16 protein-coding genes and 1 tRNA gene are annotated in these 22,371 nt (G+C 61.5%); 10 read left to right on the top strand and 7 right to left on the bottom strand.

What is annotated here, in order from left to right; genetic code table 11:
* Positions 1-23 precede the first annotated feature (23 nt).
* Together N3C12_02215 and N3C12_02210 are read right to left on the bottom strand one after the other, a co-directional pair.
* The gene (locus tag N3C12_02215; GenBank protein ID MCX8071255.1) at positions 24-1,421 is read right to left on the bottom strand and encodes a magnesium chelatase; all 1,398 of its coding nucleotides are present in this window, start codon (positions 1,419-1,421) and stop codon (positions 24-26) included.
* A 495-nt stretch (positions 1,422-1,916) separates the two neighbouring features.
* Complete coding sequence (locus N3C12_02210) at positions 1,917-2,471, bottom strand: hypothetical protein (protein ID MCX8071254.1); 555 nt, start codon at positions 2,469-2,471, stop codon at positions 1,917-1,919.
* 123 nt (positions 2,472-2,594) lie between these two features.
* Here N3C12_02210 and N3C12_02205 point away from each other — a divergent pair, with 123 nt between their 5' ends.
* The 6 genes from N3C12_02205 (at position 2,595) to icd (ending at position 9,657) form a co-directional block, all read left to right on the top strand.
* On the top strand, positions 2,595-3,728 hold the full coding sequence (locus N3C12_02205) for a tetratricopeptide repeat protein (protein MCX8071253.1): 1,134 nt from the start codon (positions 2,595-2,597) through the stop codon (positions 3,726-3,728).
* 11 nt (positions 3,729-3,739) lie between these two features.
* Complete coding sequence (locus N3C12_02200) at positions 3,740-4,618, top strand: uroporphyrinogen-III synthase (protein ID MCX8071252.1); 879 nt, start codon at positions 3,740-3,742, stop codon at positions 4,616-4,618.
* 111 nt (positions 4,619-4,729) lie between these two features.
* Positions 4,730-5,767, top strand: a complete 1,038-nt coding sequence (gene hemE, locus N3C12_02195; protein MCX8071251.1) for a uroporphyrinogen decarboxylase — start codon at positions 4,730-4,732, stop codon at positions 5,765-5,767.
* Positions 5,768-5,799: 32 nt separating this feature from the next.
* Entirely contained in the window at positions 5,800-6,729 is a 930-nt protein-coding gene (gene hemH / locus N3C12_02190) for a ferrochelatase (protein ID MCX8071250.1), read from the top strand.
* Positions 6,726-8,171: a protoporphyrinogen oxidase gene (hemG, locus tag N3C12_02185; protein MCX8071249.1), complete on the top strand. Its 1,446-nt coding sequence runs from the start codon at positions 6,726-6,728 to the stop codon at positions 8,169-8,171. Before hemH ends, hemG begins: the two co-directional genes overlap by 4 nt.
* A 97-nt stretch (positions 8,172-8,268) precedes the next feature.
* Positions 8,269-9,657 (top strand): NADP-dependent isocitrate dehydrogenase, encoded by a 1,389-nt coding sequence (icd, locus tag N3C12_02180; protein MCX8071248.1) that lies wholly within the window; start codon positions 8,269-8,271, stop codon positions 9,655-9,657.
* Positions 9,658-10,205: 548 nt separating this feature from the next.
* On the opposite strand, the gene N3C12_02175 is transcribed toward icd, so the two are convergent.
* From N3C12_02175 to N3C12_02165, 3 genes are all read right to left on the bottom strand, one after another.
* Positions 10,206-12,200 carry a hypothetical protein gene (locus tag N3C12_02175; protein MCX8071247.1) on the bottom strand — a complete coding sequence of 665 codons (1,995 nt, stop codon included), beginning with the start codon at positions 12,198-12,200 and terminating at the stop codon, positions 10,206-10,208.
* Between the two features lie 206 nt (positions 12,201-12,406).
* On the bottom strand, positions 12,407-12,808 hold the full coding sequence (locus N3C12_02170; protein ID MCX8071246.1) for a DUF488 domain-containing protein: 402 nt from the start codon (positions 12,806-12,808) through the stop codon (positions 12,407-12,409).
* Complete coding sequence (locus N3C12_02165) at positions 12,774-13,616, bottom strand: glutamine amidotransferase (protein ID MCX8071245.1); 843 nt, start codon at positions 13,614-13,616, stop codon at positions 12,774-12,776. The genes N3C12_02170 and N3C12_02165 overlap by 35 nt, the downstream gene beginning before the upstream one ends.
* 337 nt (positions 13,617-13,953) lie before the next feature.
* On the opposite strand from N3C12_02165, the gene N3C12_02160 reads away from it, so the two are divergent.
* From N3C12_02160 to N3C12_02145, 4 genes are all read left to right on the top strand, one after another.
* Positions 13,954-15,690, top strand: coding sequence for an adenosylcobalamin-dependent ribonucleoside-diphosphate reductase (locus N3C12_02160; GenBank protein ID MCX8071244.1), 1,737 nt, complete (start codon positions 13,954-13,956; stop codon positions 15,688-15,690).
* Positions 15,691-15,709: 19 nt separating this feature from the next.
* Complete coding sequence (gene amrS, locus N3C12_02155) at positions 15,710-16,807, top strand: AmmeMemoRadiSam system radical SAM enzyme (protein MCX8071243.1); 1,098 nt, start codon at positions 15,710-15,712, stop codon at positions 16,805-16,807.
* Positions 16,789-17,562: a DUF72 domain-containing protein gene (locus N3C12_02150; protein ID MCX8071242.1), complete on the top strand. Its 774-nt coding sequence runs from the start codon at positions 16,789-16,791 to the stop codon at positions 17,560-17,562. Before amrS ends, N3C12_02150 begins: the two co-directional genes overlap by 19 nt.
* A gap of 22 nt (positions 17,563-17,584) precedes the next feature.
* Positions 17,585-17,673: transfer RNA gene (locus N3C12_02145), tRNA-Ser, on the top strand.
* A gap of 165 nt (positions 17,674-17,838) precedes the next feature.
* Here N3C12_02145 and N3C12_02140 read toward each other — a convergent pair.
* On the bottom strand, positions 17,839-19,533 hold the full coding sequence (locus N3C12_02140; GenBank protein ID MCX8071241.1) for a B12-binding domain-containing radical SAM protein: 1,695 nt from the start codon (positions 19,531-19,533) through the stop codon (positions 17,839-17,841).
* 143 nt (positions 19,534-19,676) lie between these two features.
* Entirely contained in the window at positions 19,677-22,262 is a 2,586-nt protein-coding gene (locus N3C12_02135) for a PAS domain S-box protein (protein MCX8071240.1), read from the bottom strand.
* Between the last annotated feature and the right edge of the window lie 109 nt (positions 22,263-22,371).

Genomic DNA, 22,371 nt, shown 5'->3' with positions numbered 1-22,371 from the left:
CCACGATCTCTGAGCGTGCCCTCCTACTGTCGGTAGGTCAGCCGGCCGCCTTGCCGCTCCTTATTCAGCTTTTGGTGCTGGTGGAGGCCTTCGAAAAGGAACTCAGTGACCGAGGCAATGAACGCTGGGCTCTCGATGCTGCCGAAACTGCGTACCGCACGCTCGAGCCCAGGGATGGCGTGCACGCCCTCGAGATACTCCTCCGAGGGCATCATATCCGACACCTCCACACCGCCACCACCTTCGAAGTAGGTCAAAATAGGGCGCAAATCTTCCAGCTTGCACCAACGGTCGAACACCTTGAGTACCGCCCGATCGAGTAACCGATCGAAGAGATCGACCGGCGTCTTTTCCTCGCCCAAATACTCGATTTCGAGCTTGCCCGCCGTCGATGCGAGCATGGCGTGCAGGTCGCTAATGCGAGGAACGATTTCCGGTTCTTGATTGCGAATCGCACGCTTTTCCGCGTTGCTCAGCAAACTCTCGTAGTTGTTGATGGTGGTGCGCACGCTCACCCCGGAAGCTTGGTTGATTTCGTTGCTGGCACGCGCCTCGAACGTGAACTGCGCTACGATTTCTTTCATGAACTGTGGCACCAGGAGTGGCCGACTTACCGAGCGGGGCAGCGTGGCTTCTTGCTCCATAATGGCAATTTCGTCCTCCAGCCGCCGCGGATAGTGGGTGCGAATTTGCACGTCAAAGCGATCTTTCAACGGCGTGATGATCCGGCCGCGATTGGTGTAGTCCTCCGGGTTCGCGCTGGCGACAATGACGATGTCGAGCGGGAGGCGGATTTTGTAGCCTTTGATCTGTACGTCTTTTTCCTCCATCAAATTGAACAACCCCACCTGGACCTTCTCGGTCAGGTCGGGAAGCTCGTTAATCGCAAAGATTCCCCGGTTGGTGCGCGGAATGATGCCGAAGTGGATAGTGTCCTCATCCGCGAGATAACGTCCCTCCGCCACCTTGACCGGATCGATTTCTCCAATGAGGTCCGCAATGGAAACATCGGGCGTTGCCAGCTTCTCGCCGTAACGCTGTTCTCGCGCAATCCACACAATCGGCAGGGCATCGCCCAACTCGGCGTACGCCTCGCGGCAACGCTTACAAATCGGAGCGTAAGGGTTGTCGTGGATGGGGCACCCGGCCACTGCTGGCACGAGTGGATCGAGAAGGCGCACCAGCGAGCGAATAATGCGCGATTTTGCCTGGCCACGCTCGCCAAGAAACACCATGTGGTGCCCAGCGAGAATCGCGTTTTCGATCTCCGGGATCACTGTGTCTTTGAAACCGATTATTCCCGGCAATAGCGGCTCGCCACGTTCCAAAATCGCCACCAGGTTGCGGCGCATCTCCTCGCGCACCGATACGACCTCGTAGCCACTCGCGCGCAGTTCCCCTAAGGTTCGAATGTTCTCCATAAAAATGCCTTTGCTCCGGCCACCACTTGCAGTGGTTCCCTCGATTATACGGGCCAAACCGCGCACGGGCAATGTAAGAGTGCGCTGACCTTGCCCGCGGAGACGCCACAGCCGGTGCCCGCGTTTTCGCCGCCCACGGTAACCTAGCCACCTCGCAATCCAGACAGCGCTCCTACGGCGAGACCTGCAACCAAGTTGCCTGTCTCGTGCGCAACCGAAAAACAACCGAGAGCCTCGTCACCCAAGACCAATGCCGCGAGCTAGGTGCCAACGGTCGCCGGCTAACACGACCGGAAATGCAATTCACTGACCTGTGCCAAACCGGGCGCTCCATGGCGCCCAGGCCGGTCGCAGCGACACGCTCGCCACACCCAAGAACCCGCCCACCTCTACTGCCTCAGTGGCCCTGTGCGTGATCAGCCAGCGGACCAGCCCTCTCCCGAAGTCTGCGCAGCCGAACCAGGAGCGAGGTAATCGGGCACGCGCTTCCGTGCCCTAGAACTCCTCGAACGGTAGCGGCTGTTCTTCTTCGTACATAATCGCAATGACGCGCTTGCTCGGATCCCTCGCATCCTCAGCAATCGTGACGTTGGCGATCAAGTTGCCCTTCTTGTAGGTCATGAACGCGTGGTTCGGACGCGCAAACTGTTGGGTCACGTTCCAACCGGCCGCGGCGAGCTTTTCGTGGTAAAAGCGGTTGATGTCCTCCACACTTCCCTCCGCCCGAAAGATCACGTTGTGGGCATTGTTCGGAAGGTCGTGCACTTGTTCGAGCTGTGCGCCGGCGTAAATCGGCACGTCGGCAGGAAAGTCCTCAGGGAGGCTCACCGCCGCGGGGGTGGGGAGCTCGGCTGCTTGCTCGGCTTTGGGGGTCGGGGTTGCCTTAGCGAGTTGAGGAGAAGGACTCGGCGTCGAAAGGCTCGCCGCGCGCTCGGAGAAGCCTGCCGCTGGGGGCTGCGGAGCCGGGGGTAGGGCCCTCTCGCAAGTACACGACGACATCGCCATCCCTAGCGCCAATCCAAACACCACCCATCGCTGCATCCGTCTCATCGCGGCACTCCTCCTCGTCGTCGTTGGCGGCGGCCAATATAGCGGAGCCTCGCCGCCGCGTAACCCTGACCATGAGCCGCGCGTCATTGCGGCAGTTACTCAGAGTCGTTAGCGTTTTCCCGCATGGAAGCTCGCTTCTGCGCATTTTGCGGGGCCGCTCGGCATCCTGGCGGCCGTTATTGTACCCACTGCGGGCGGCCGTTCCACGAGTCAAAACGGCTCCGCTTCAAGATCCCGGCACGCTGGGCACCGCTGTTCGTACTCGGTTCGGTACTGGCCATTTCTTCCGTGGGCATTGTGCACGGGCTCCTGTTTCCCGCCCCAAAAGGAGGGATCAAACGCGGGGAGGCGAGCGCTAAGGCGGATCTTCCCGCCGACCATCCGCCGATCGAGCTTCCACAGCAAGTCAAAGACGCAATCCGCGAATTGGTAGAACGCGCCAAGGCTGCACCGGACGACCTGGAATTGTGGCGACAAGCGGCACAAGCGCAGTATCGAGCCGCCATGTTCGACCCCACCTACTTGCCGGAAGCCCGCAACGCGTATGAACACATCGCCGAGCGAGTCCCCGGCGATCTCGAGGCTCTCCGCGCCCTCGGCAATATTGCGTACGAGCAACGCCAACCCAGCGTGGCGGTGAATTACTACGAACAATACCTCGCCAAAAAACCCGACGATCTCGAAGTTCGTACCGATCTGGGCACGATGTTGCTCGCCCTCGGCCAATCGGAGAAGGCGCTGGAAACGTACCGCGCCGTGCTCCGCGAGAACCCGAACTTCTTTCAGGCGCACTTTAATCTTGGAGTCGCATACCACGGCCTCGGCAAGGAAGAAGAGGCCAAAGCTGCTTTTGCGCGCGCCCGCGAGACCGCCCCGGACGAGGGCATTCGCGCGCAGGTCGATCAGCTCATCGCTCGGCTGAGTGGCGAAGAGGCACCCGGTACTTCCGCAACGCAAGGGCCCGCAGGCGCCGAGGGAGAGACCACGTTTCGCACCGCGGCAGAGAATCTCTTTCGGCAAAATCCCGTCATGGGCCCGAAAGTGGACCGTATTGAGTGGGTGAGTGACGGGGCGGCCAAAGTTTACGTGCGTGACTTCCCCATGGAGCAAATGGGTTCCGAAATGCGCAACCTCTTCCGCGAGCGCATGCTCAGCCGCATACGCGAGCAAAAGGGGCGGTTTCAAATCGCCCGAGCGGTGCGCTTTGATGTGGTGGACAGCGACAGCGGCCGGGTGATGGAAACACTTGCGGAGTAACGGTTAAGTCGATGTCCGTTGAAAATTTGCACGACGGCAATCCAAGCACTGGCGGTTTGCACGAGCTCGTGGTGGTCGCATTCGAGAGCCGCCGTGCGGCAGAACTGGCTGAGATGATTCGCCGCCACGGCGGCATCCCCGTTTCGGCTCCGGCGATGCGCGAGCTCCCTCGGGACAATCGCGACGAATTGATTGCTTACGTGGAGCAGCTCCGGCAAGGCCATTTCGACGTTGTCATCTTACTCACGGGGGTGGGGTTGCGAACGCTGGTGCGACAAGTGAGCGACCAGCTTTCTGCGCCAGAGGTGGCTGAGGCCCTGCGCCGAGCCACGCTGCTCGCCCGCGGGCCGAAGCCCGTGGCTGCGCTGCGCGAGCTCGGCCTTCTACCGGACAAGGTCGTGCCGGAACCGTACACCTGGCGCGAAATCTTGGCGCTGGTTGACCGCGAGCTGCCCGTTGCCGGCAAAACGGTGGCCGTGCACGAATACGGGTTGCCGAACGACGAGCTGCTTCGGGAGCTGGGACGACGCGGCGCCGCAGTACACAGCATTGCCATTTACCGCTGGGAGTACCCGCAAGATCTATTGCCGCTCCGCCAAGGCATTCGCACGATCCTCGAGGGCAAGGCCGCGGTGGCGGTGTTCACCAGCGCGAACCAAGTGCACAACGTGTGGGCGTTCGTAGAAGGCGAGTTCGAACCCGAGCTCCAACGCTGGCAGGAGCAATTGCGGCGCATGGTGGTGGCATCTGTCGGTCCGGTTTGCTCGCAAGCTTTGCGGCATCATGGCGTCGAGCCTGATTTAGAGGCTGCACCGCCGAAAATGGGCGTGCTCGCGCATCTACTGGCGCGCCGGGCGCGGGCCTGCCTCGCCCACAAACGGGCGGCGTAAGGCGGCGGCGCTACACGCAAACCTGCAGTCTACCAGCTTGCGGCCATCCCCGACAGCAACGCGCGCGGCTTGCTTTACCTAGGCAGCATTTCGCTCTACACAACCCGCACTGTGAGCAATTCGACATTCCTCGCCGCCTGCCGGCGTTTGCCCGTAGCCTACACCCCAATTTGGCTTATGCGGCAAGCCGGCCGTTACATGCCGGAGTACCGGCAGATACGTGGGCGCTACAGCTTTCTGGAACTCTGCCGAACTCCCGCTGCTGCGGCTGAAGTGACGGTTACCGCCGTCCACCAGCTCGGGGTGGATGCAGCCATCCTCTTTGCCGACATCCTGCTGCTGTTAGATCCGCTCGGAATCAGTTTGGAATACTCCCGCAACGATGGGCCGATCATCCACCGCCCGGTGCGCAGCCCAGAAGATGTCCAAAGGCTTCCCCGCATCGATGCGGCAGCGGAACTCCCTTACGTGTACGAAGCGGTGCGACTAGCGCGGGCCAGCCTTCGGGTACCGTTGATTGGCTTCTCCGGCGCACCGTTCACACTCGCATCGTATCTCATCGAGGGTGGTGGCTCGCGACACTACGCGCACACGAAAACTCTGATGTACCGGGCACCCAAGGCGTGGCAGACGTTAATGGAGTTGCTGGTGGACAATGTGGCTTCGTACTTGCGGCGGCAAATCGCTGCCGGAGCAGATGCTGTGCAGGTGTTCGACAGTTGGGTGGGCTGCCTGTCGCCGCAGGATTATCGCCGCTTCGTTCTACCGCACATGCAAAGACTATTTGCGGCACTGCCTGCGGAAGTTCCTGTCATTCATTTCGGCACGGGCACCGCGGGCCTCCTCGAGCTCCTCCGCGAGGCGGGGGGCACCGTGATCGGGCTCGACTGGCGCGTCGACCTTGCCGACGGGTGGCAGCGCGTGGGCTTCGATCGGGCGGTGCAGGGCAACCTCGACCCGGTCGCTTTGCTGGGGCCACGGGAGGCGTTGCTCAGCCAAGCCCGCCACATCCTCGATCGCGTGGGCACCCGGCCGGGACACATCTTCAACCTTGGTCACGGCGTCTTGCCGCCAACCCCAGTGGACAACGTGCGGGCGCTGGTGGACTTCGTGCACGAGTACAGCCGCGCAACACGCAGCCACGCCTAGACTCCCACACAAACACAGGTACGCTCGGCACTATGTACGATGCAGTCCTGTTGATCGCGTTTGGCGGCCCTCGTGCCCCGGAAGAAATCGACCCGTTTCTTGCCCGCGTCGTCCGCGGCCGCAACGTGCCCGCGCATCGGCTCGCCGAGGTCCGCAACAACTACCTCGCGGTGGGCGGGCGCTCGCCGCTACCGGAAATCACCGAGCGCCAAGCCAAACGCTTGCAGGCCGAGTTGTGGTTCCGCGGCTTGGAGTTGCCGGTCTACATCGGCATGCGGAATTGGCATCCATTTCTGAGCGAAACTTTGGCTGCGATGTACAAGCGGGGGCACAAACGTGCCGTAGGCATCATCTTGTCGCCGCAAAGGTCCGAGGCAGGATGGGATCGTTACGTCGCCGACGTCGCCGATGCCCGTGCCGAACTTGGCGAGACGGCACCGCAAGTGGACATCGGCCCCTGCTGGTATGATCGCCCTGGCTTCCGGGAAGCAGTGGCGTGTAATGTCGCCCAAGCACTCGGAGAGTTTCCCGAACCGCAACGGCCGACGGTACCCGTGGTGTTTACCGCTCACAGCCTGCCGCAACGGATGGCAGCCGGTTCCCCTTACGTTGCCCAGCTCGAGGAGACCGCCGCAGCGGTTTGTCGACGGCTGGCGCACGACAGATGGGAGCTTGCTTTCCAAAGCCGCAGTGGGCCGCCGACGGAACCTTGGCTCGAGCCGGATATTTCTGAATGCCTGCTGCGTCTTGCCCGTGAGGGCACCCAGGCCGTTGTGGTTGCGCCCCTGGGCTTTGTATGCGACCATGTCGAGGTCCTGTATGACCTAGACATGGTGGCCCGGAAAACTGCCGAATCTAGCGGGCTGCGCTTTATCCGTGCGCGCACGGTAGGCGAGCATTCAGCATTCATCCGGATGCTCGCGGATATCGTCTGCGAGCACGTGGAGGCAGGATCGACATGACACCCCGGATTGTCGTGATCGGGGGAGGCATTGCAGGGCTGGCCGCCGCGCACCGCCTGCTTGTTTGCGCAGAGAAGGGAGGCGTACGTCCGGGTGTGACCTTGTTAGAGGCTACGCCGCGGCTCGGCGGTGCGATTCGCACCGAACATGTGCAGGGGTTTCTCCTCGAAGGTGGGCCGGACTCTTTTCTGACCGAGAAGCCGTGGGCGTTGGAGCTCGCGCGCGCCCTGGGACTCGAGCGGCACCTCGTGGGAACCAACGACGCATTCCGCCGCACCTACGTGGCTCGGGGAGGCAAGCTTCACCCGCTGCCCGACGGATTTTTGCTTCTCGCCCCCACCAAGTTCTGGCCATTTGCGACCTCAGGGTTGTTCTCCTGGTGGGGCAAGTTGCGAATGGCGGCAGAGGTGTTGTTGCCACGCGGAGGATCTGGTGCGGACGAGAGCTTGGCTTCGTTTGTTGAGCGGCGTTTTGGGCGCGAAGCAGTGGAGCGGATTGCCCAACCGCTGGTTGGAGGCATTTACCTCGCCGATGCTCGCCGGCTCAGTTTGCGGGCAACCATGCCCCGGTTTCTCGCCATGGAGGAACAGCAGCGGAGTGTCATTCTCGCCATGCGCGCCCAAGCACGCGCGGGGCGCACCACGGGTTCCGGTGCTCGATGGAGTTTGTTTGCCTCCTTTGATCAAGGGCTGCAGCTTTTCGTCGACACCCTGGCGCAGCGCCTGAGCAAGGCGGAGGTGCGGTGCTCCACCACAGTGGCGCGCATTGAGCGCCAACGAGAGCTGTGGCGTGTCCTTACTCGCGACGGTGAAGTGCTCGAGGCGGACGCCGTCATTCTCGCCGTGCCTGCGCCCCGGGCGGCGGCCCTTCTCGACACAGCCGCTCCCGCCTTGGCGCAGCGGCTCTCCCGCATCGAAACCATTCCCTCCCTCACCGTGAACCTGGCCTACCCTGCGGGAGCGTTGCAAACGGCTGTCAGCGGTTTTGGCGTCGTGATTCCGCGCACCGAAAGGTTGCACACCTGGGCGTGCACGTTGAGTCACCTCAAGTACCCGTATCGTGCGCCGGACGGCACGATCCTCATCCGCGCATTCTTGGGTGGTAGCGAGGAGCGCCCGCTCATGGATTGGGAAGATGAGCAGCTCGTGCGTTGCGTGCGGCAAGAACTTGAACCGCTGTTGGGCATCGACGCGCCGCCGCTGCTGGCGAGAATCCACCGGTACCCGGAAACGATGCCGTTGTACGAGGTGGGCCATCTGGAAAAGGTTCGAGCGATCGAGGAGTTGATTGCCCGCGAGCCCACGCTCGCACTGGCGGGCAACTCGTACCGCGGCGTTGGCCTCCCGGATTGCATCCACTCCGGCCATCAAGCCGCTGATCGAGTATGGCACGCGCTCAGTGCTCGTGCCCGGAGGGACGACTTCGTGGTGGCTGGGCGCTGAGGTGTCCGGGGGACCAAGCAATCGGTCGACAGCTACGGTGACCGTTGATATACCGGCCGCACGCTCAACCATTTCGAACTCGGAGAGGTGATTGTGCATGGCTAGCTGGCTCGTAGTTCCGCCCGGAGAAAAGATTCGCTGTGTCGACGGCAAGCTCGAAGTTCCTGATCAGCCCATTATCCCCTTCATCGAGGGCGACGGCACTGGCCCCGACATCTGGCGGGCGGCCCAACGGGTGTTCGATGCAGCCGTCGCAAAGGCTTACGGAGGCAAACGAAGAATTGCATGGATGGAGGTGCTGGCCGGGGAGAAATCTTTCAACCGGCTCGGCACGTGGCTGCCGGATGAAACTGTGGGGGCGTTTCAAGAGTACATCGTCGGCATCAAAGGGCCGCTCACCACGCCCGTGGGGGGTGGGATCCGCTCCCTGAACGTGGCGCTCCGCCAGTTGCTCGACTTGTACGTCTGCCTTCGACCTGTTCGTTACTTCCCCGGAGTGCCCAGCCCGGTGAAGCAACCCGAACTCGTGGACATGGTCATCTTCCGCGAAAACACCGAGGACATCTACGCGGGCATTGAGTGGCCGGCTGGCTCCCCCGAGGTGCGCAAGGTCATCGCCTTTCTGCAAAACGAAATGGGGGTCAAAAAGATCCGCTTCCCGGAAACGAGCGCTATCGGGGTGAAGCCCGTGTCCGTCCAAGGGACAGAGCGGCTCGTCCGTGCGGCCATCGAGTATGCACTCCGTTACCGGCGGCGTAGCGTCACCTTGGTGCACAAAGGCAACATTATGAAGTTCACCGAGGGCGGCTTCCGCGACTGGGGCTACGCGCTGGCAAAGCGGGAGTTCCGCCAACAGGTGGTCACTGAGCGCGAAAGCTGGATCCTAGGGAACAAAGAAGAGAACCCCGCCCTCTCGGTGGAGGAAAACGCGCGCTTGATTGAGCCCGGATATGACATGATGACGGCCGAACAACAAGCCAAGATTCGCGCCGAGGTGGAAGCCGGCTTGGCCCTATGGGATACGCACGGAAACGGCCAGTGGAAGAAGAAGCTCCTAATTCGCGACACGATTGCGGACATTACCCTGCAACAGGTGCTCACCCGGCCGCGCGACTTCGACATCATCGCCACCCTCAACCTCAACGGCGATTACCTGTCGGATGCTCTGGCCGCGCAGGTCGGAGGCATTGGCATCGCGCCCGGAGGCAACATCAACTATGTCACCGGTCACGCCATCTTCGAGGCTACCCACGGCACCGCTCCCAAGTACGCGAATCTCGATAAGGTCAACCCCGGTTCCGTGATTCTCTCCGGTGAAATGATGTTCCGCCATTTAGGGTGGAACGAAGCGGCCGACCTTATCATTCGAGGAATGGAGGGAGCGATTGCGGCTAAAACAGTGACGTACGACTTCCACCGCCTGATGGAGGGCGCCAAGCTGGTCAAGTGCTCTGAGTTTGGGCAAGCGGTCATCGACCACATGTAAGCCCGGTCCGCACTGGGTTGCGGCCCCGCCTGTCGTTCGCGTTCGAGCAAAAAAACGCGCGGTGCCACGCGTTCACCTCCGTGGCACCGCGCTCGTCGAGCTTACCCGGCGTTATCTCAGGCGAAAACAGATCCTCCCCGAGCCCTTTACGCGACGACTAAGGCACTGACGGCGATCTCGCGATCACGCCGCGGCGCCAAGGGTCGGCACCGGTCTTGCCAAGCCCGCCAGCATGCCCAGCACAGGTCGTGGCGCGAATCCCACCGCACCCGACCACGGTACCGATACTTTGCCGCGCGTTGACCACAAAGGCGACACACCTTCAGGTCCTTACGCCGTTTCACTCGAAACGCTTTCCGCCTTACCATTGTCATCGTCGCAAGGCTATCCCGGAGCCGCGCTTGGAAGCAAGGGGTTGACGGAAGCTACCGAACCGGGGCAACATTGCCGCCAACAATTGGCGCGAGCGCCCGCTTAAAGTAAAGGGAGCCACGATCCGGCGGGATCGCGGCTCCCCATTGCTGAACCTGGTGCCTGTACCTTTTGGGCTACGGGGCGATGTAGTACTGACCCATCAAGATGAACATCTCGTCTTCGGTGGTGACACCGCCAGTGAGGGGGCAGGCATCACAAAGCCCGTCGCCCGCTCCCGGCGAACTGTCGCAGGAGGCGTTCCGCTGCCGCTGATTGTTCCCAGAGCAGGGCGCCCCAACTTTACCCGCCACACAGTGGGTCGGCTGCTGACAGGGGCCGCCAACCCCGGGAATGGGGACGGGCGGCACAGGGGAGGTCGACTTCCGCTTGACCTCCTCAGGATCGATGAATCCGTTGTCGTACAGTGCGCAATAGGTAAACGTACGCTCGCTGTCGGAGACCGCGTCGTACTTCCGCGGCGGATTGAAGGGTAGGACAACGGGGTCGTTGTAAATCAGGCTCACATACAGGAGACTTTCGTTGGGGTCGCGCTCCACTGGCGCGGGAACGCCCGTAAGCACGGAGTTCACGCCGCGCAAGATTTCCTCTACGGTGATTTGCGCATCGTCGTTCACGTCAGCATCCACGCAGGCGCGCACGCTGTCGTCCCCCAGAGCAATCCGCACTGCTTTGACCAGCTCGCTTACAACCACCTGACCATCTTCATCGCAGTCACCCGCCCGTTGGCGCTTGAATGCCTTGCATGGGTAGCCTTGGCAAACGTCGGGGCTAGAGAAGTCGTAGCCCAGGGGGCTGCAGGCTTGCCCGCTTGCCGGGCCACCTTGACAAGCGAATTCGCCTTCGAACGTGCGCCATCGTTTCATACGCTTGTGCGCGTGCGAGCTCAACTCAAAGAGACGAGCAAAGCGCGGGATCGTGTAGTGGCTGCACACTTCCTTGGTTTGGAAGGGGGGAACTGGGGTCATCTTGAAGATCGTCCGCGTATCGAAGATCTGCAGCGAGGGGGTGATCTGCTCTTCGCGCGGGGCAAACTCGAAATTGAGCCAGGCACGCAGTAAGCCCGGCTTGTCTGTCAAATTAAAGGCGTGTGAGTTCCAAATGATCATGCCCCGGATGGGCACCTCGCGATAAACCCCCGGTGGAAAGTTAAATTCCGAAGCGGTCTCCTGAGTTCCCGTGAAACCCGAGGAGGCCAACCCCAAATTCAAGTCCTGCGGGCCAAACCCAATACAGGCGATGCTGTTCACCGGAGTCGTCGAGCAAAGCCCCTCACCGCAAAACGTCAAATCCGTGGGGTCGCAGGGCGTACCCTCTTTGTCCCCACCGTGGCAAGAAAATTCCCCCCAAGCAGGATCGTTGGGCGGCGTGTTGCCCGTGTACAAGCTAACGATCAAGTGGTGGCTCAGCGGATCTTGCCGAATTTCATTGCGCTTGTAGCGGAACGTCTTCCCGTCCGGCCCGCGGAATTCCTCGGGAACCTGATCACTGACATCGTAGTAACTCACGAAACAAGTTTCGCGCTCAGAATGTGGGGCCAGGGTGTATGGGGGCATGCGAATCTGTACACCCGTGCCAGGCGGCGGCGGATCGAGCGGCTTGATGGCAATAGGCTCCGGCGGCGGCAAGCAAGCGTCGAGGAGCTCCCCCGTGCCTGCCACCACGCCATCCTTCGGTGCCCCCGCTTCCACCCAACGGCGAATGGCCTCCAACTCATCCCGGCTCAGCGCAGGAAGTGGGTCGAGCGGCATGGCACGCAGTGGCGCCTGGTACTGTCCCGGCAACGTTTTCGCGGCGAGGTTGATAAAGAGCAGGCTCAAATCCCGCCGCCCGGGGACCACCCGTTTCCACCCTGGCAAGATAGGCGAGGATACGTCGATCAAATTCTGGTACGCCGCCTCGGCTCGTAAGTCCAATCCGCCGGCGCGAGCCTCTCCGTGACAAACCTGATTCGTGCATCCCTTGTTTTCGAAGATCGCCCGCTGAATCAGCTCAAACGTGCTCGAAAAGCTATTCGAGCACTCCTCGGCGCGGATTTGCCTTGCTCCCAACACAAGAAGGGAGCAGACAACGAGAGCGATGCCTAATCGACCGACTCCTTCCCTCCGCATAGCGTCTCCTGTCCCTCTCACGGCTGCTTCGAGCAGCGACAATTTGTCTTACCTGCATCGCACTGGCTTTTCAAACAAGGAAGTGGGGGCGTGAAAATTTTACCGCCAGGGCACACGGTCGCCGCGCAAACGGTCATTTTTTTTGCCTGAAGGGTATGCCCCAGGCACCCGAATCGACGCCACAACAGCGATCGCCGAAGCCCACACTATGGATGCAAGTGTTTTCGACGGGTGGTAGGCATCTGCGCGCGCAGCAGTGCTTCCACAAACTCTCGCAACACCACAGCGTGATTGCACTCTCGATCCCGAGCGCCGTACACCAGCGTGACCACCGAATGCTGACGCACCACCTCGAGCAACTGCCCCAACGTGGCAGGGTTCACCTTTAACTCCTTTCGGTAGCGCTCGTTAAATGTTGCAAACCGCTCCGGGTTGTGTCCAAACCACTTCCGCAGGGCGTCGCTCGGGCCGATATCCTTGAGCCACAAATCGATGCGAGCCGTCTCCTTCTTCAGCCCGCGGGGCCACAGCCGATCCACGAGCACGCGAAAGCCGTCGCTTTGTTCCACGGGGTCATACACTCTCTTCACCCGAAGCGTGCCGGCCATCTTCCTTACTCCCATGCCCCATAGCCTCTTCGACCGAGTGGAGCCACCCTTCGACGCAACGCCGGCGCGCGGCAATGGTGGAGGCAGCGTAGTCGCGGGCTTGCGCACGCAGCCCGCGCAAATCCAGTTGCGCGGCGGCCAGTTCCACCGCATGCCCGATGAGCCATTGTTCGAAACGCGGCCAATCCCACTCCAGATGAAATTGGAGGGCAAGGAGGTTCTTGCCCCAGTCGAAGGCTTGTTCGCGGCAGAGCCGGGTCGACGCCAGCCGTCGGGCACCGGTGGGTAACGTGTAGGTGTCGCCATGCCAGTGCAGAACTGGCTGATCTTTCAAGTAACGCAGTGGCGAACGCTCACCCTCGCTTGTCAGTTCCAGCGCCCCAAAACCGATCTCTTTTGCTCCCAGGGGAAACACGCGGCCGCCCAAACTCCGCGCGAGCAACTGTGCGCCGAGACACACCCCCAACGTTGGCCGGTCGCGTGCACAACGCTCTTCCAATAAGCGTAGCTCGTCACGAAGGAAGGGATAACGATCTTCCTCGTAAGCGCCGATGGGTCCGCCCAACACGACGAGGAGGTCGGCCTTGCGTACCGTTTCGTCCGTGAGCGCGTCCACCCCCGCATCCCGGTAGGAAACGGCATAACCGCGCTGCCGGAGAATCGCCTCGCAAATTCCCAGATCCTCGAACGGCACGTGTCGGATGGCCACAACCGAGCGGCTCGCCCTCGCAGCAGCAACCATGACGCCAGCGACAGTACGCCGGAGTGATCCACGATGCAATTCTCTGCGGTCCTCGAGCCCGATCATCAGCACCGTTCCAGAAGCGCCTGAGTGTCGGCTGCTGCACCGTCCCGATCCCCCGTTGCCCCCAGCTCCATAACGGTGGTTCGCAGTGGTCCGGGCCCATGCCCGCATGGGGTGTGCATCGGCGATTCCGCCAACCCGTCTCCTCGCCTCTTTGATCGACACCGTCGGCTTCAACGGCTTCTCTGCGCGTGGCCCGCGACGCCGACTTGCGGTCGCCAGCGACCCTCACCATTCGCGGCGGTTACACTTACGGCCCGAGCACCTTTCGGCGTCTTGCAGAGGGCGCACAAATCCCGTAGCTCACGGTGGCAAGGTCGTTCGTCGCGAGGCGCACACGATGGCACTGCATCTCTCCCCTGCCGCACTGGCCGTATTGGAGGAACGCTATCTCTTGCGCGACGAGCAGGGCAACTTGATCGAAGACCCCCCAGCCATGCTCCGGCGGGTCGCCCGCGCGGTGGCTGCTCCGGCAAAGGACTTCGGCGAATCCCCAGAAGAGTGGGAAGAACGTTTTTACCACCGGTTAATCGAACTTGAGTTCTTGCCGAACTCACCCACGTTAATGAACGCCGGCTTACCTCAAGCGCAATTGGCCGCCTGCTTTGTCTTGCCGATTGAGGACAACCTCGATTCCATTTTTACCGCCTTGTGGCGCATGGCCCGCATCCATCAGACCGGCGGCGGTACGGGCTTCTCGTTTAGCGCGCTGCGCCCGCGGGGCGACCGGGTGCGTTCCACTGGCGGGGTCACGTCGGGACCAGTCTCGTTCATGGAGCTTTTCGACCACACCACGGCTGTGATTCGCGAAGGCGGACGTCGACGCGGTGCAAACATGGGGGTGCTGCGGGTGTCTCATCCGGACATCGAGGATTTCATCCAAGCGAAACTCGCTCCCGGTCGATTGGAGAACTTCAACATTAGTGTGGGCATGACGGAGAGATTCTTCGATGCCTACGATCGCCGCGAACCGTTTCCGCTGGTGAACCCGCGCAACGGCCAAATCGTTCGGCACGTCGACCCACGTGAGCTGCTCGACCGCATTGCCGATGCTGCCTGCAAGTCCGGCGACCCCGGTCTCATCTTTCTCGACGAAATCAATCGCCACCACACGGTGCCGAGCCTTGGCAACATCGAGGCCACCAACCCGTGTGGGGAGCAGCCACTGCTGCCCAACGAGTCGTGCGTGCTCGGCTCCTTGAGCCTGCCCCGCTTCCTGCGGGCGAACGATATCGACTGGCCGGCACTGCGCGAAGCAATTCAAGACGCTGTGGTCTTTCTCGATAACGTGATTGAAGCGACCACCCATCCATCGCCAGAAATTGCCGCAGCAACTCGGCGCACGCGGAAAATCGGACTCGGAGTGATGGGCTTTGCCGACCTCTTGATTGCGCTCGGCATCCCCTACGACTCCATCGAGGCTGTGTCCCTGGCCGGAGACATCGTCACCTTCCTCAGCATTGAAGCCCGGATTGCCTCGCTCGAGCTCGGCAAACGCCGCGGCTCCTTTCCTGCTTTTCCGGAGAGCATCTGGCCCGGAATCGGATACAAAACGCTGCGCAACGCTACTGTCACCTGCATTGCCCCAACAGGCACGATCAGCCTGATTGCCGGCGTGTCCAGCGGTATCGAACCGCTGTTTGCTCTGGCAGTTTGCCGCCGCCTGCTCGATGGCCGCCACTTCACGGAAATCCACCCCGCAGTGGAGCAAGTGCTGGCAACCTTGGGAGACCAAGTGGCAGCGGTGCGCGAACACATTTTGCAGCACGGAACCATCCGTGACCTCGCCACCTTGCCGGAAGAAATTCGCCAGCGTTTTCCCACCGCGCTCGACATCGCGCCCGAATGGCACTTGCGGATGCAGTCCCAGTTCCAAGCTTACATCGATGCGGCGGTATCGAAAACGATCAACCTCCCAGCCGATGCCACGGCGGAGCAGGTGCGGGACATCTACCTCATGGCCCGCGAATACCGCCTCAAAGGCATCACCGTTTACCGATACGGTAGCCGCCCCGGCCAGGTGCTTTCGCTAGTCGACGACGCCGCTCTAGCCGAGTGCCGCGAATGCGCCGTATAATGCAGTCACGATGAGCTCGGTGCGCGAAGCGTTGTTTTGGCACCCCCTTCCGGACGGCAAAGTCGAATGCACCTTGTGCGCCTTGAATTGCAAAATCTCCGGCGGCCGGCGCGGCGCTTGCGGGGTGCGTGTCAACGTCGAGGGCAAGCTGTTCACGCTGGTGTACGGCCGATTGGTGGCGCGGCACATCGATCCCATCGAGAAGAAGCCGTTATTCCATTTTCTGCCGGGCTCGCTCTCGTATTCTATCGCCACAGTCGGATGCAATTTCCGCTGTTTGCACTGCCAGAATTACGAAATCTCGCAACAGCCAAAGGAGAAGGGAGTGATCGTCCCCAATCATGGCAACGGCGATGGGCATGACCCCGAGGTGCTTTGCCTGAGTTTGCGCGAAGCTGGCGCGCGGATTCCAGGGGAAGACGTCAGTCCAGAAGAGGTCGCCACCGCCGCCTTGCGTAGCGGCTGCACGAGCATCGCTTACACCTACACCGAGCCGACGATTTTCTACGAATTTGCTCTGGATACCGCCCGGCTCGCGCGCAGCCGCGGGCTCCGCAACATCTTCGTCACCAATGGGTACATCGGCAAGGAAGCGTTACAAACGATCGCCCCTTATCTCGATGCCGCCAACATCGACCTGAAAAGCTTCCGCGACAGCGCGCACAAGCAAATGACCGGTGCCCGGCTTACTCCCGTGCTCGATAACATTCGCCGCTACAAAGAGCTCGGCGTCTGGGTGGAAGTGACCACCCTGGTGATCCCGCAGCACAACGATAGCGATGACGAGCTGCGCGAGATTGCCGAGTTTTTGGCGAGCATCGATCCGAACATGCCCTGGCACGTCACGCAGTTTTACCCCACCTATCGGCTGCTCGATCGCCCGCGCACTCCAGTGGCCACACTCCGCCGGGCACGGGAAATCGGCCTCGCGGCAGGCCTCAATTACGTGTACGAAGGCAACGTGCCAGGGGAAGGAGGCGAAAACACTTACTGCCACCAGTGCAAAGCACTCCTCGTGGGGCGATACGGCTTCACCCTGCTCGTCAATCGGATCGCTGCCGGGCGCTGCCCTGATTGTGGCACGGCCATTCCAGGGATATGGCAACCGGCGCCCTAGCTCCGATACGAATCGGTTGTTCGGGTTGGCAGTATACGGGTTGGCGAGGGATTTTTTATCCTCAGACCCTACCCACCACGGAATGGTTCTCCTTTTATGCGCGCACCTTCGACACCGTCGAGATCAACAACACTTTTTACCGAATGCCCACTCCCGAGGTCGTGGCCCGCTGGCGAGAAATGGCGCCGCCAGGTTTCTTGTTTGCCGTCAAGGCCAACCGTTTTTTCACCCATCGGAAGAAGCTGCGTGAAGTCAGCCGCACCCTAGAGCAGTTTTGCCACACGCTCGCGGAATTGGGCGACCATCTCGGGCCGATTTTGTACCAACTACCACCACGCTGGAGCTGCGACCTAGAGCGTCTCTCCGCTTTCTTGGCCGAGTTGCCCGCAGGCTATATTCACGCTTTCGAATTCCGCCATCCCAGTTGGTTCATCCCTGCGGTGCAACAGCTGCTCGCGGAAGTTGGAGCAACCTTTGTAGTGCACGACTTCCCGGGGCTTCGGGTGCCACGCGTGAGTGTCGGTCCTGCGGTATATCTGCGCTTCCACGGCCCGCTCACCGGCTACGCCGGTCGCTACAGCCGAGTGCGGCTGCGGCGTTGGGCGCGGTGGCTCCGCAGCCAAGCGCGGCGCGGCAAGCGCTGCTTTGCGTACTTCAACAACGACGTGGAAGCTGCTGCGGTTTTCGATGCACTGTACCTGCGGAAACTGGTGCTGCGGACGCGCAGTGTTGCAGATAAAGCCGAGGAAAGGTAAGCAAAGCCGGAATCCGACGCTTGGAGAGGTGGCCGAGAGGTCGAAGGCGCACGCCTGCTAAGCGTGTGTAGGGCTAAAACTCTACCGAGGGTTCGAATCCCTCCCTCTCCGTTTGCCGGAGCCAGGTGCGAGTCCTACCGTCGCGCGCACGTAACTGTCGGCAGAACGCTTCTGCCTGCGGCCGGCGGGAAACCGTGCCCTCGCCGTTTCTCCCGGCAACTCTCGGAGTGGCTCCTTCTTGCCAGACACTGCAGGGAGAAGCCCGAGCTCAGGTGGCTAGGGCGAATCCACCGCGGCAACGTCGCGCGCAGACGACACCGGGTGGAGAGGCATCTTCGCCGCCGGGGTTACTTGCTGCGGAACACTGAACGGCGTCTGCCCAAAGTTCGGATGCACCACGGGCTCCGCTGGGACATCCTCACGGTTTGTGTTGATGAAGAAATGATCGAGGAGATTGGGCCTACCGACCCAGCGATCCACGTGCCGTTTCTTCCACTGTGCGAGGGAGCCCGCCCAGCGCGCCAAGCGGACAAACTGACGGAGATGGCGGCGGATCAAGCTTCCTTTCATCAAGCGAAGGATCACCCACCGCGGCACCCCGTGCACTGCCATGGCGTATAACACGTCCCAATACAAAGCTTCCGGCCCGCGCGCTTCCATCAAGGCACCGCCCCACAAGTGGTATCCCTTCTCCGCACGGTCCTCGACGTCATCCGGAGTGATGAAGCCGTCATGCAAAGCGCGTTCGGTCAAATCCACACCAGGGAAGTAAGTGAGCGAGAAGAAGTTCGCGTAGAAGGGCTTCGGCAAGCGGCACAGCAAATCGATGGTCTCGCGCCGATCCTCGTCCGTTTCGTACGGGTTATCGAGGATGAAATCGAGATTTCGTACCACCCCGTGCTTAGCCAAAATGCGACAGGCTTCGATGATAGTCTCGTTCGGGGTCGCACGCTCGTAGCATTCCCGCCGGATCCGCTCGGAGCCAGACTGCACTCCGATCGTCGTGCACCACAAACCGGCGTCGCGCATGAGGCGTACCTTCGCCTCGTCCACCATCCCCGGGAAGGAAAAGATCACAAAGGGAAGACCAATTTCTTGTTTGTAACGAGCACAAAATTCTTCCAGCCACGGCCGCGGCGGAGCAAAGATGTCGTCGCTGAAGGCAATCGCCTCCAGGCGCGGGCGACTCGCCTTCACCATGCGCAGCTCGGCAAGCACATGCTCCACGCTGCGGCGCCGAATGTAGGTTCCCAACCCACGCGTGGCCGGGCGCGTGAAATTATGGATGCAAAACGTGCACTGAAACGGACAGCCGCGCACGGCCATGACATCGTAACTGACTGCCGCACGGTCCCAACGTGCGACGTCACGCCAGCGACCGTTGCCGAGATAGTACTTATTCTCCGGCGACAAATCGGGCAGCGGTAGTACATCGAGATCGGCAATCAGCGGCCGCGGCGGGTTGCGGACAATCGTGTTTCCACGCCGTACCCAGCATCCCGCAAGGTCGGTGTAGTCTTCACCGAGCCCCAAGCGGTCCGTCAGCTCGGCAAGCACATACTCGCCTTCACCCCGGCAAACGATGTCCGCATGCTGCAAGCACTCCTCGCTGCGAGTTTGCGCGTGAATCCCGCCCCAAATGATCACTGGGTTGACTTGAGCCTTAATGCGCTCGCTCAAACGCGCAGCGAGCCGGTAGTACGTTGACCAAACACTAACGGCGACTAAGTCGGGGCGGAGGCGAGCCACCAGATCCACCACCATGTCTTCTTCCTCAGGGGTGGGCCGCACGTACGTGAAGTAGTTCTTAAAGAAGATGGAATGCACGTCGTGCCCGCGCTGTTGGAGCAACGGGTGAAAAATCCGCAGCGCGTGCGACTCGTAGTTGTAAAAGGTTAGAAGCACGACGCGCAGCCGCCGCCCTGCTGCGGGGGCGGCTAGGTCGAGCGCGCCGTCGCCAGGATGCGCCATGAAGTCACCTTGCCACGGTGGTCACACCGGTTGCAAGCGCAGACCATTATCCGTTGTGTATCGCGACCGCAGGGGCAAACGCGGTCGAGACTCTGGCGCGGCATCGAGCGCGCGCCGCCCTAACGGCCTTCCCATCAGCATCCCTACGCCACTCGTGCCGGCTCCCCTTCCATCTCTTGTTCGGCAGGCAAGCACTGATTCAAGCTGGCATACAGCACGGCGGCATGCACGGGCTTGGCCAGGTAAGCATTGGCCCCCGCTTGCAGGCAGCGCTCGCGATCTTCCGCCCAAGCGTGCGCGGTGAGCACGACGATGGGCACCGTACCGCCGCTGCGCGAAAAGCACTCCCCACGGGCCTCACGCTCTCGCACGATTTTTGTCAGCTCCAGTCCGTCCACGCCGGGCATTTGCACGTCGAGCAGCAGCGCATCGAAACGCTCAACCTCCAAGCACGCCAACGCGGCATTCCCGTCGCCGGCGAGGCGCACCTCATAACCTCCTTTCTCCAAGAGCCGGCGCAGGAGCATTTGGTTCACGGGATGATCTTCCGCCACCAGCACGCGCCGACTCCTGCGTTTCCGCGCCCCTGCTGGTACGGGCTCTTCAGCCACGGCTGCTGACGTCTGCTGGCTCGGTTGCCTGGGAGCCGCGACTTCCAACGGCAGCCGAACGTGAAAGGTACTCCCCACTCCCCACTCGCTTTCCACCCAGGCTCCACCGCCGCACGCTTCCGCAAAACGGCGGACAATCGCGAGCCCGAGCCCGCTGCCCCCAGTGCGACGCCCGGCGCTGCCTTGCGCGAATGGTTCAAACAGATGCTCGAACTCCCCAGGCGCGATTCCTGGGCCGGTGTCCCTGACCACAAGGCAGAGCGTGCCCGCATGTTCGTCGTCGCTGGCCTGCCATTGGACTTCCACACCCACACATCCCTGCGTGGTGAATTTCACCGCGTTGCCAACGAGATTGACGAGGATTTGGCGGAGCACTTTGGGATCGATGCGGACAAATTGCGGCACATTGGCGGCAACTGCCAGCTCGAAGCCGAGCCCCTTCGTTTCGGCTTGTGCTCGGAACGCTCGACAAACATCGTGAATCAGCCGGTGGCTGTCCACCGTGTCCACCTGAAAGTCGATCCTGCCTGACTCGATACGCGAGAGTTCCAACAAGTCGTTCAGCAACGCCAGCAAGGTTTCCCCGGAGCTTTTGGCGGTTTCCACATACTCCAACTGTTCCGCCGTGAGCGCACTAGAGCGCAAGAGATCCAACATGCCGAGCACCCCGGTCAGCGGAGTGCGGATCTCATGGCTCATGCGTGCGAGGAACATGGTTTTTGCCCGGTTTGCCGCCTCGGCGGCCTCTTTTGCCTGTGCCAATTCGCGTTCTAGCCGGCGACGCTCGGTGATGTCTTCGATCAGGGACACAAAGTACACGGGAATCCCGTGCGAGTCGCGCACGAGCCCTACCAGCAAACGTGCCGTCACAAGCTTGCCGTCGCGCCGGACATAACGCTTTTCCATCTCATACGTGTCCCGCAACCCTTGCAGACATTCGCCCACCAGAGCCAGGTCGGCGGCCAAATCCGCGGGAAAGGTGATCGATTGGAAATCCCGCTGGCACAACTCCTGCGCCGAATAGCCCAACATCTGGCAAAGGGCGCCGTTCACCTGGAGGAATCGCCCATCGGTGGCCACCAGTGCGATGCCAATCGGCGCCCGCTCGAAGGTGCTCCGGAAGCGCACTTCGCTTTGCCGCAGTTGCTCCACGATCCGTACACGCTCGGTAATGTCTCGGGCAACGATGTGGAAGCCGTCGCGCTGGCTGCCACGACGAAGAGTCCGAACGGTCAAGCTAGCCCATTTCCGGTTGCCCTTCGCGTCCACAATTGGCGTCTCCCGCAGCGCGCGATCGTCATTGCCCCGGTACTGCTCCGCGAAGAAGCGCACGACCTCCTCCCGCGTGGGGATGGCAACAAAATCAAAGAACCGCTGCCCTAATAGCTCCTGCCGATCTACAGCAAACAACCGGGCAGCGGCGTCGTTTGCGAATTGGATGGATCCATTGATATCCGTGCGCAAAATGGCCTCGACCGCCCGATCGACCAGTTCCTGGTACAATGCACGTTCTCGTTCTTGCCTCAGCGCATGCTCAATCGCCGCGGTGTGCACCGCCTCCAGTTGCATTGCGATCCCGAGCGATGCCACCGCTGCCACGATGATTGCCGAGCCCCAAGGAGTGCTCAGGCCGGTACTGACACCCACGGTGAGCGCAAGCGTCGCTAAGAACGCGACCGTCCCCATAGCCGCAAAAGCGAGTTGGCTCTTCCAGCCCCATGGCAGCACGGCAGGAGTGACCAAGACAAAAGCTGCAAGCAACAGGGCACTCGTGGTTGGCTCCCCTTGGACCCAGCCATCCAAAACCATGCTAGCGAAGACCAAGCTCGCAACGATCAGCCCAACCTCCCGGGCATAGCGGCGGATGCTCGGGCGCCGCATGATCCAGGCTTCGATCAGAAGCAAGACGCTCTGCCAGACCATCGACGCCGCCGAGAAGACCGTGCTTTTACCGGTTCCCCAGAGGAATCCCAGGCCATTGACGACCAACAAGGCAACCGCAGCAATCGGCGCTGCGACCTCAATGCGCTGCGCGATCCATTCGCTCAACCGCTCGCGGACTCGGGCACTGTTGACTGCCGCGTCGGCTTCTTGGGCCACACCATCACGAGGCATCATTGAAGCCGCTTCCGCAAATGCCGTGCCGGGAAACGCACTCGGCACACGTGCAAGCAGCCCCACGCGGCCGACAGGCGCGGCGATCCAGCGCGGTCACTTTTGACCATGC

It is taken from the genome of Candidatus Binatia bacterium (assembly GCA_026415395.1).
Lineage (GTDB): Bacteria > Desulfobacterota > Binatia > HRBIN30 > HRBIN30 > HRBIN30.
This window is presented reverse-complemented; position numbering and strand designations above follow the sequence as displayed.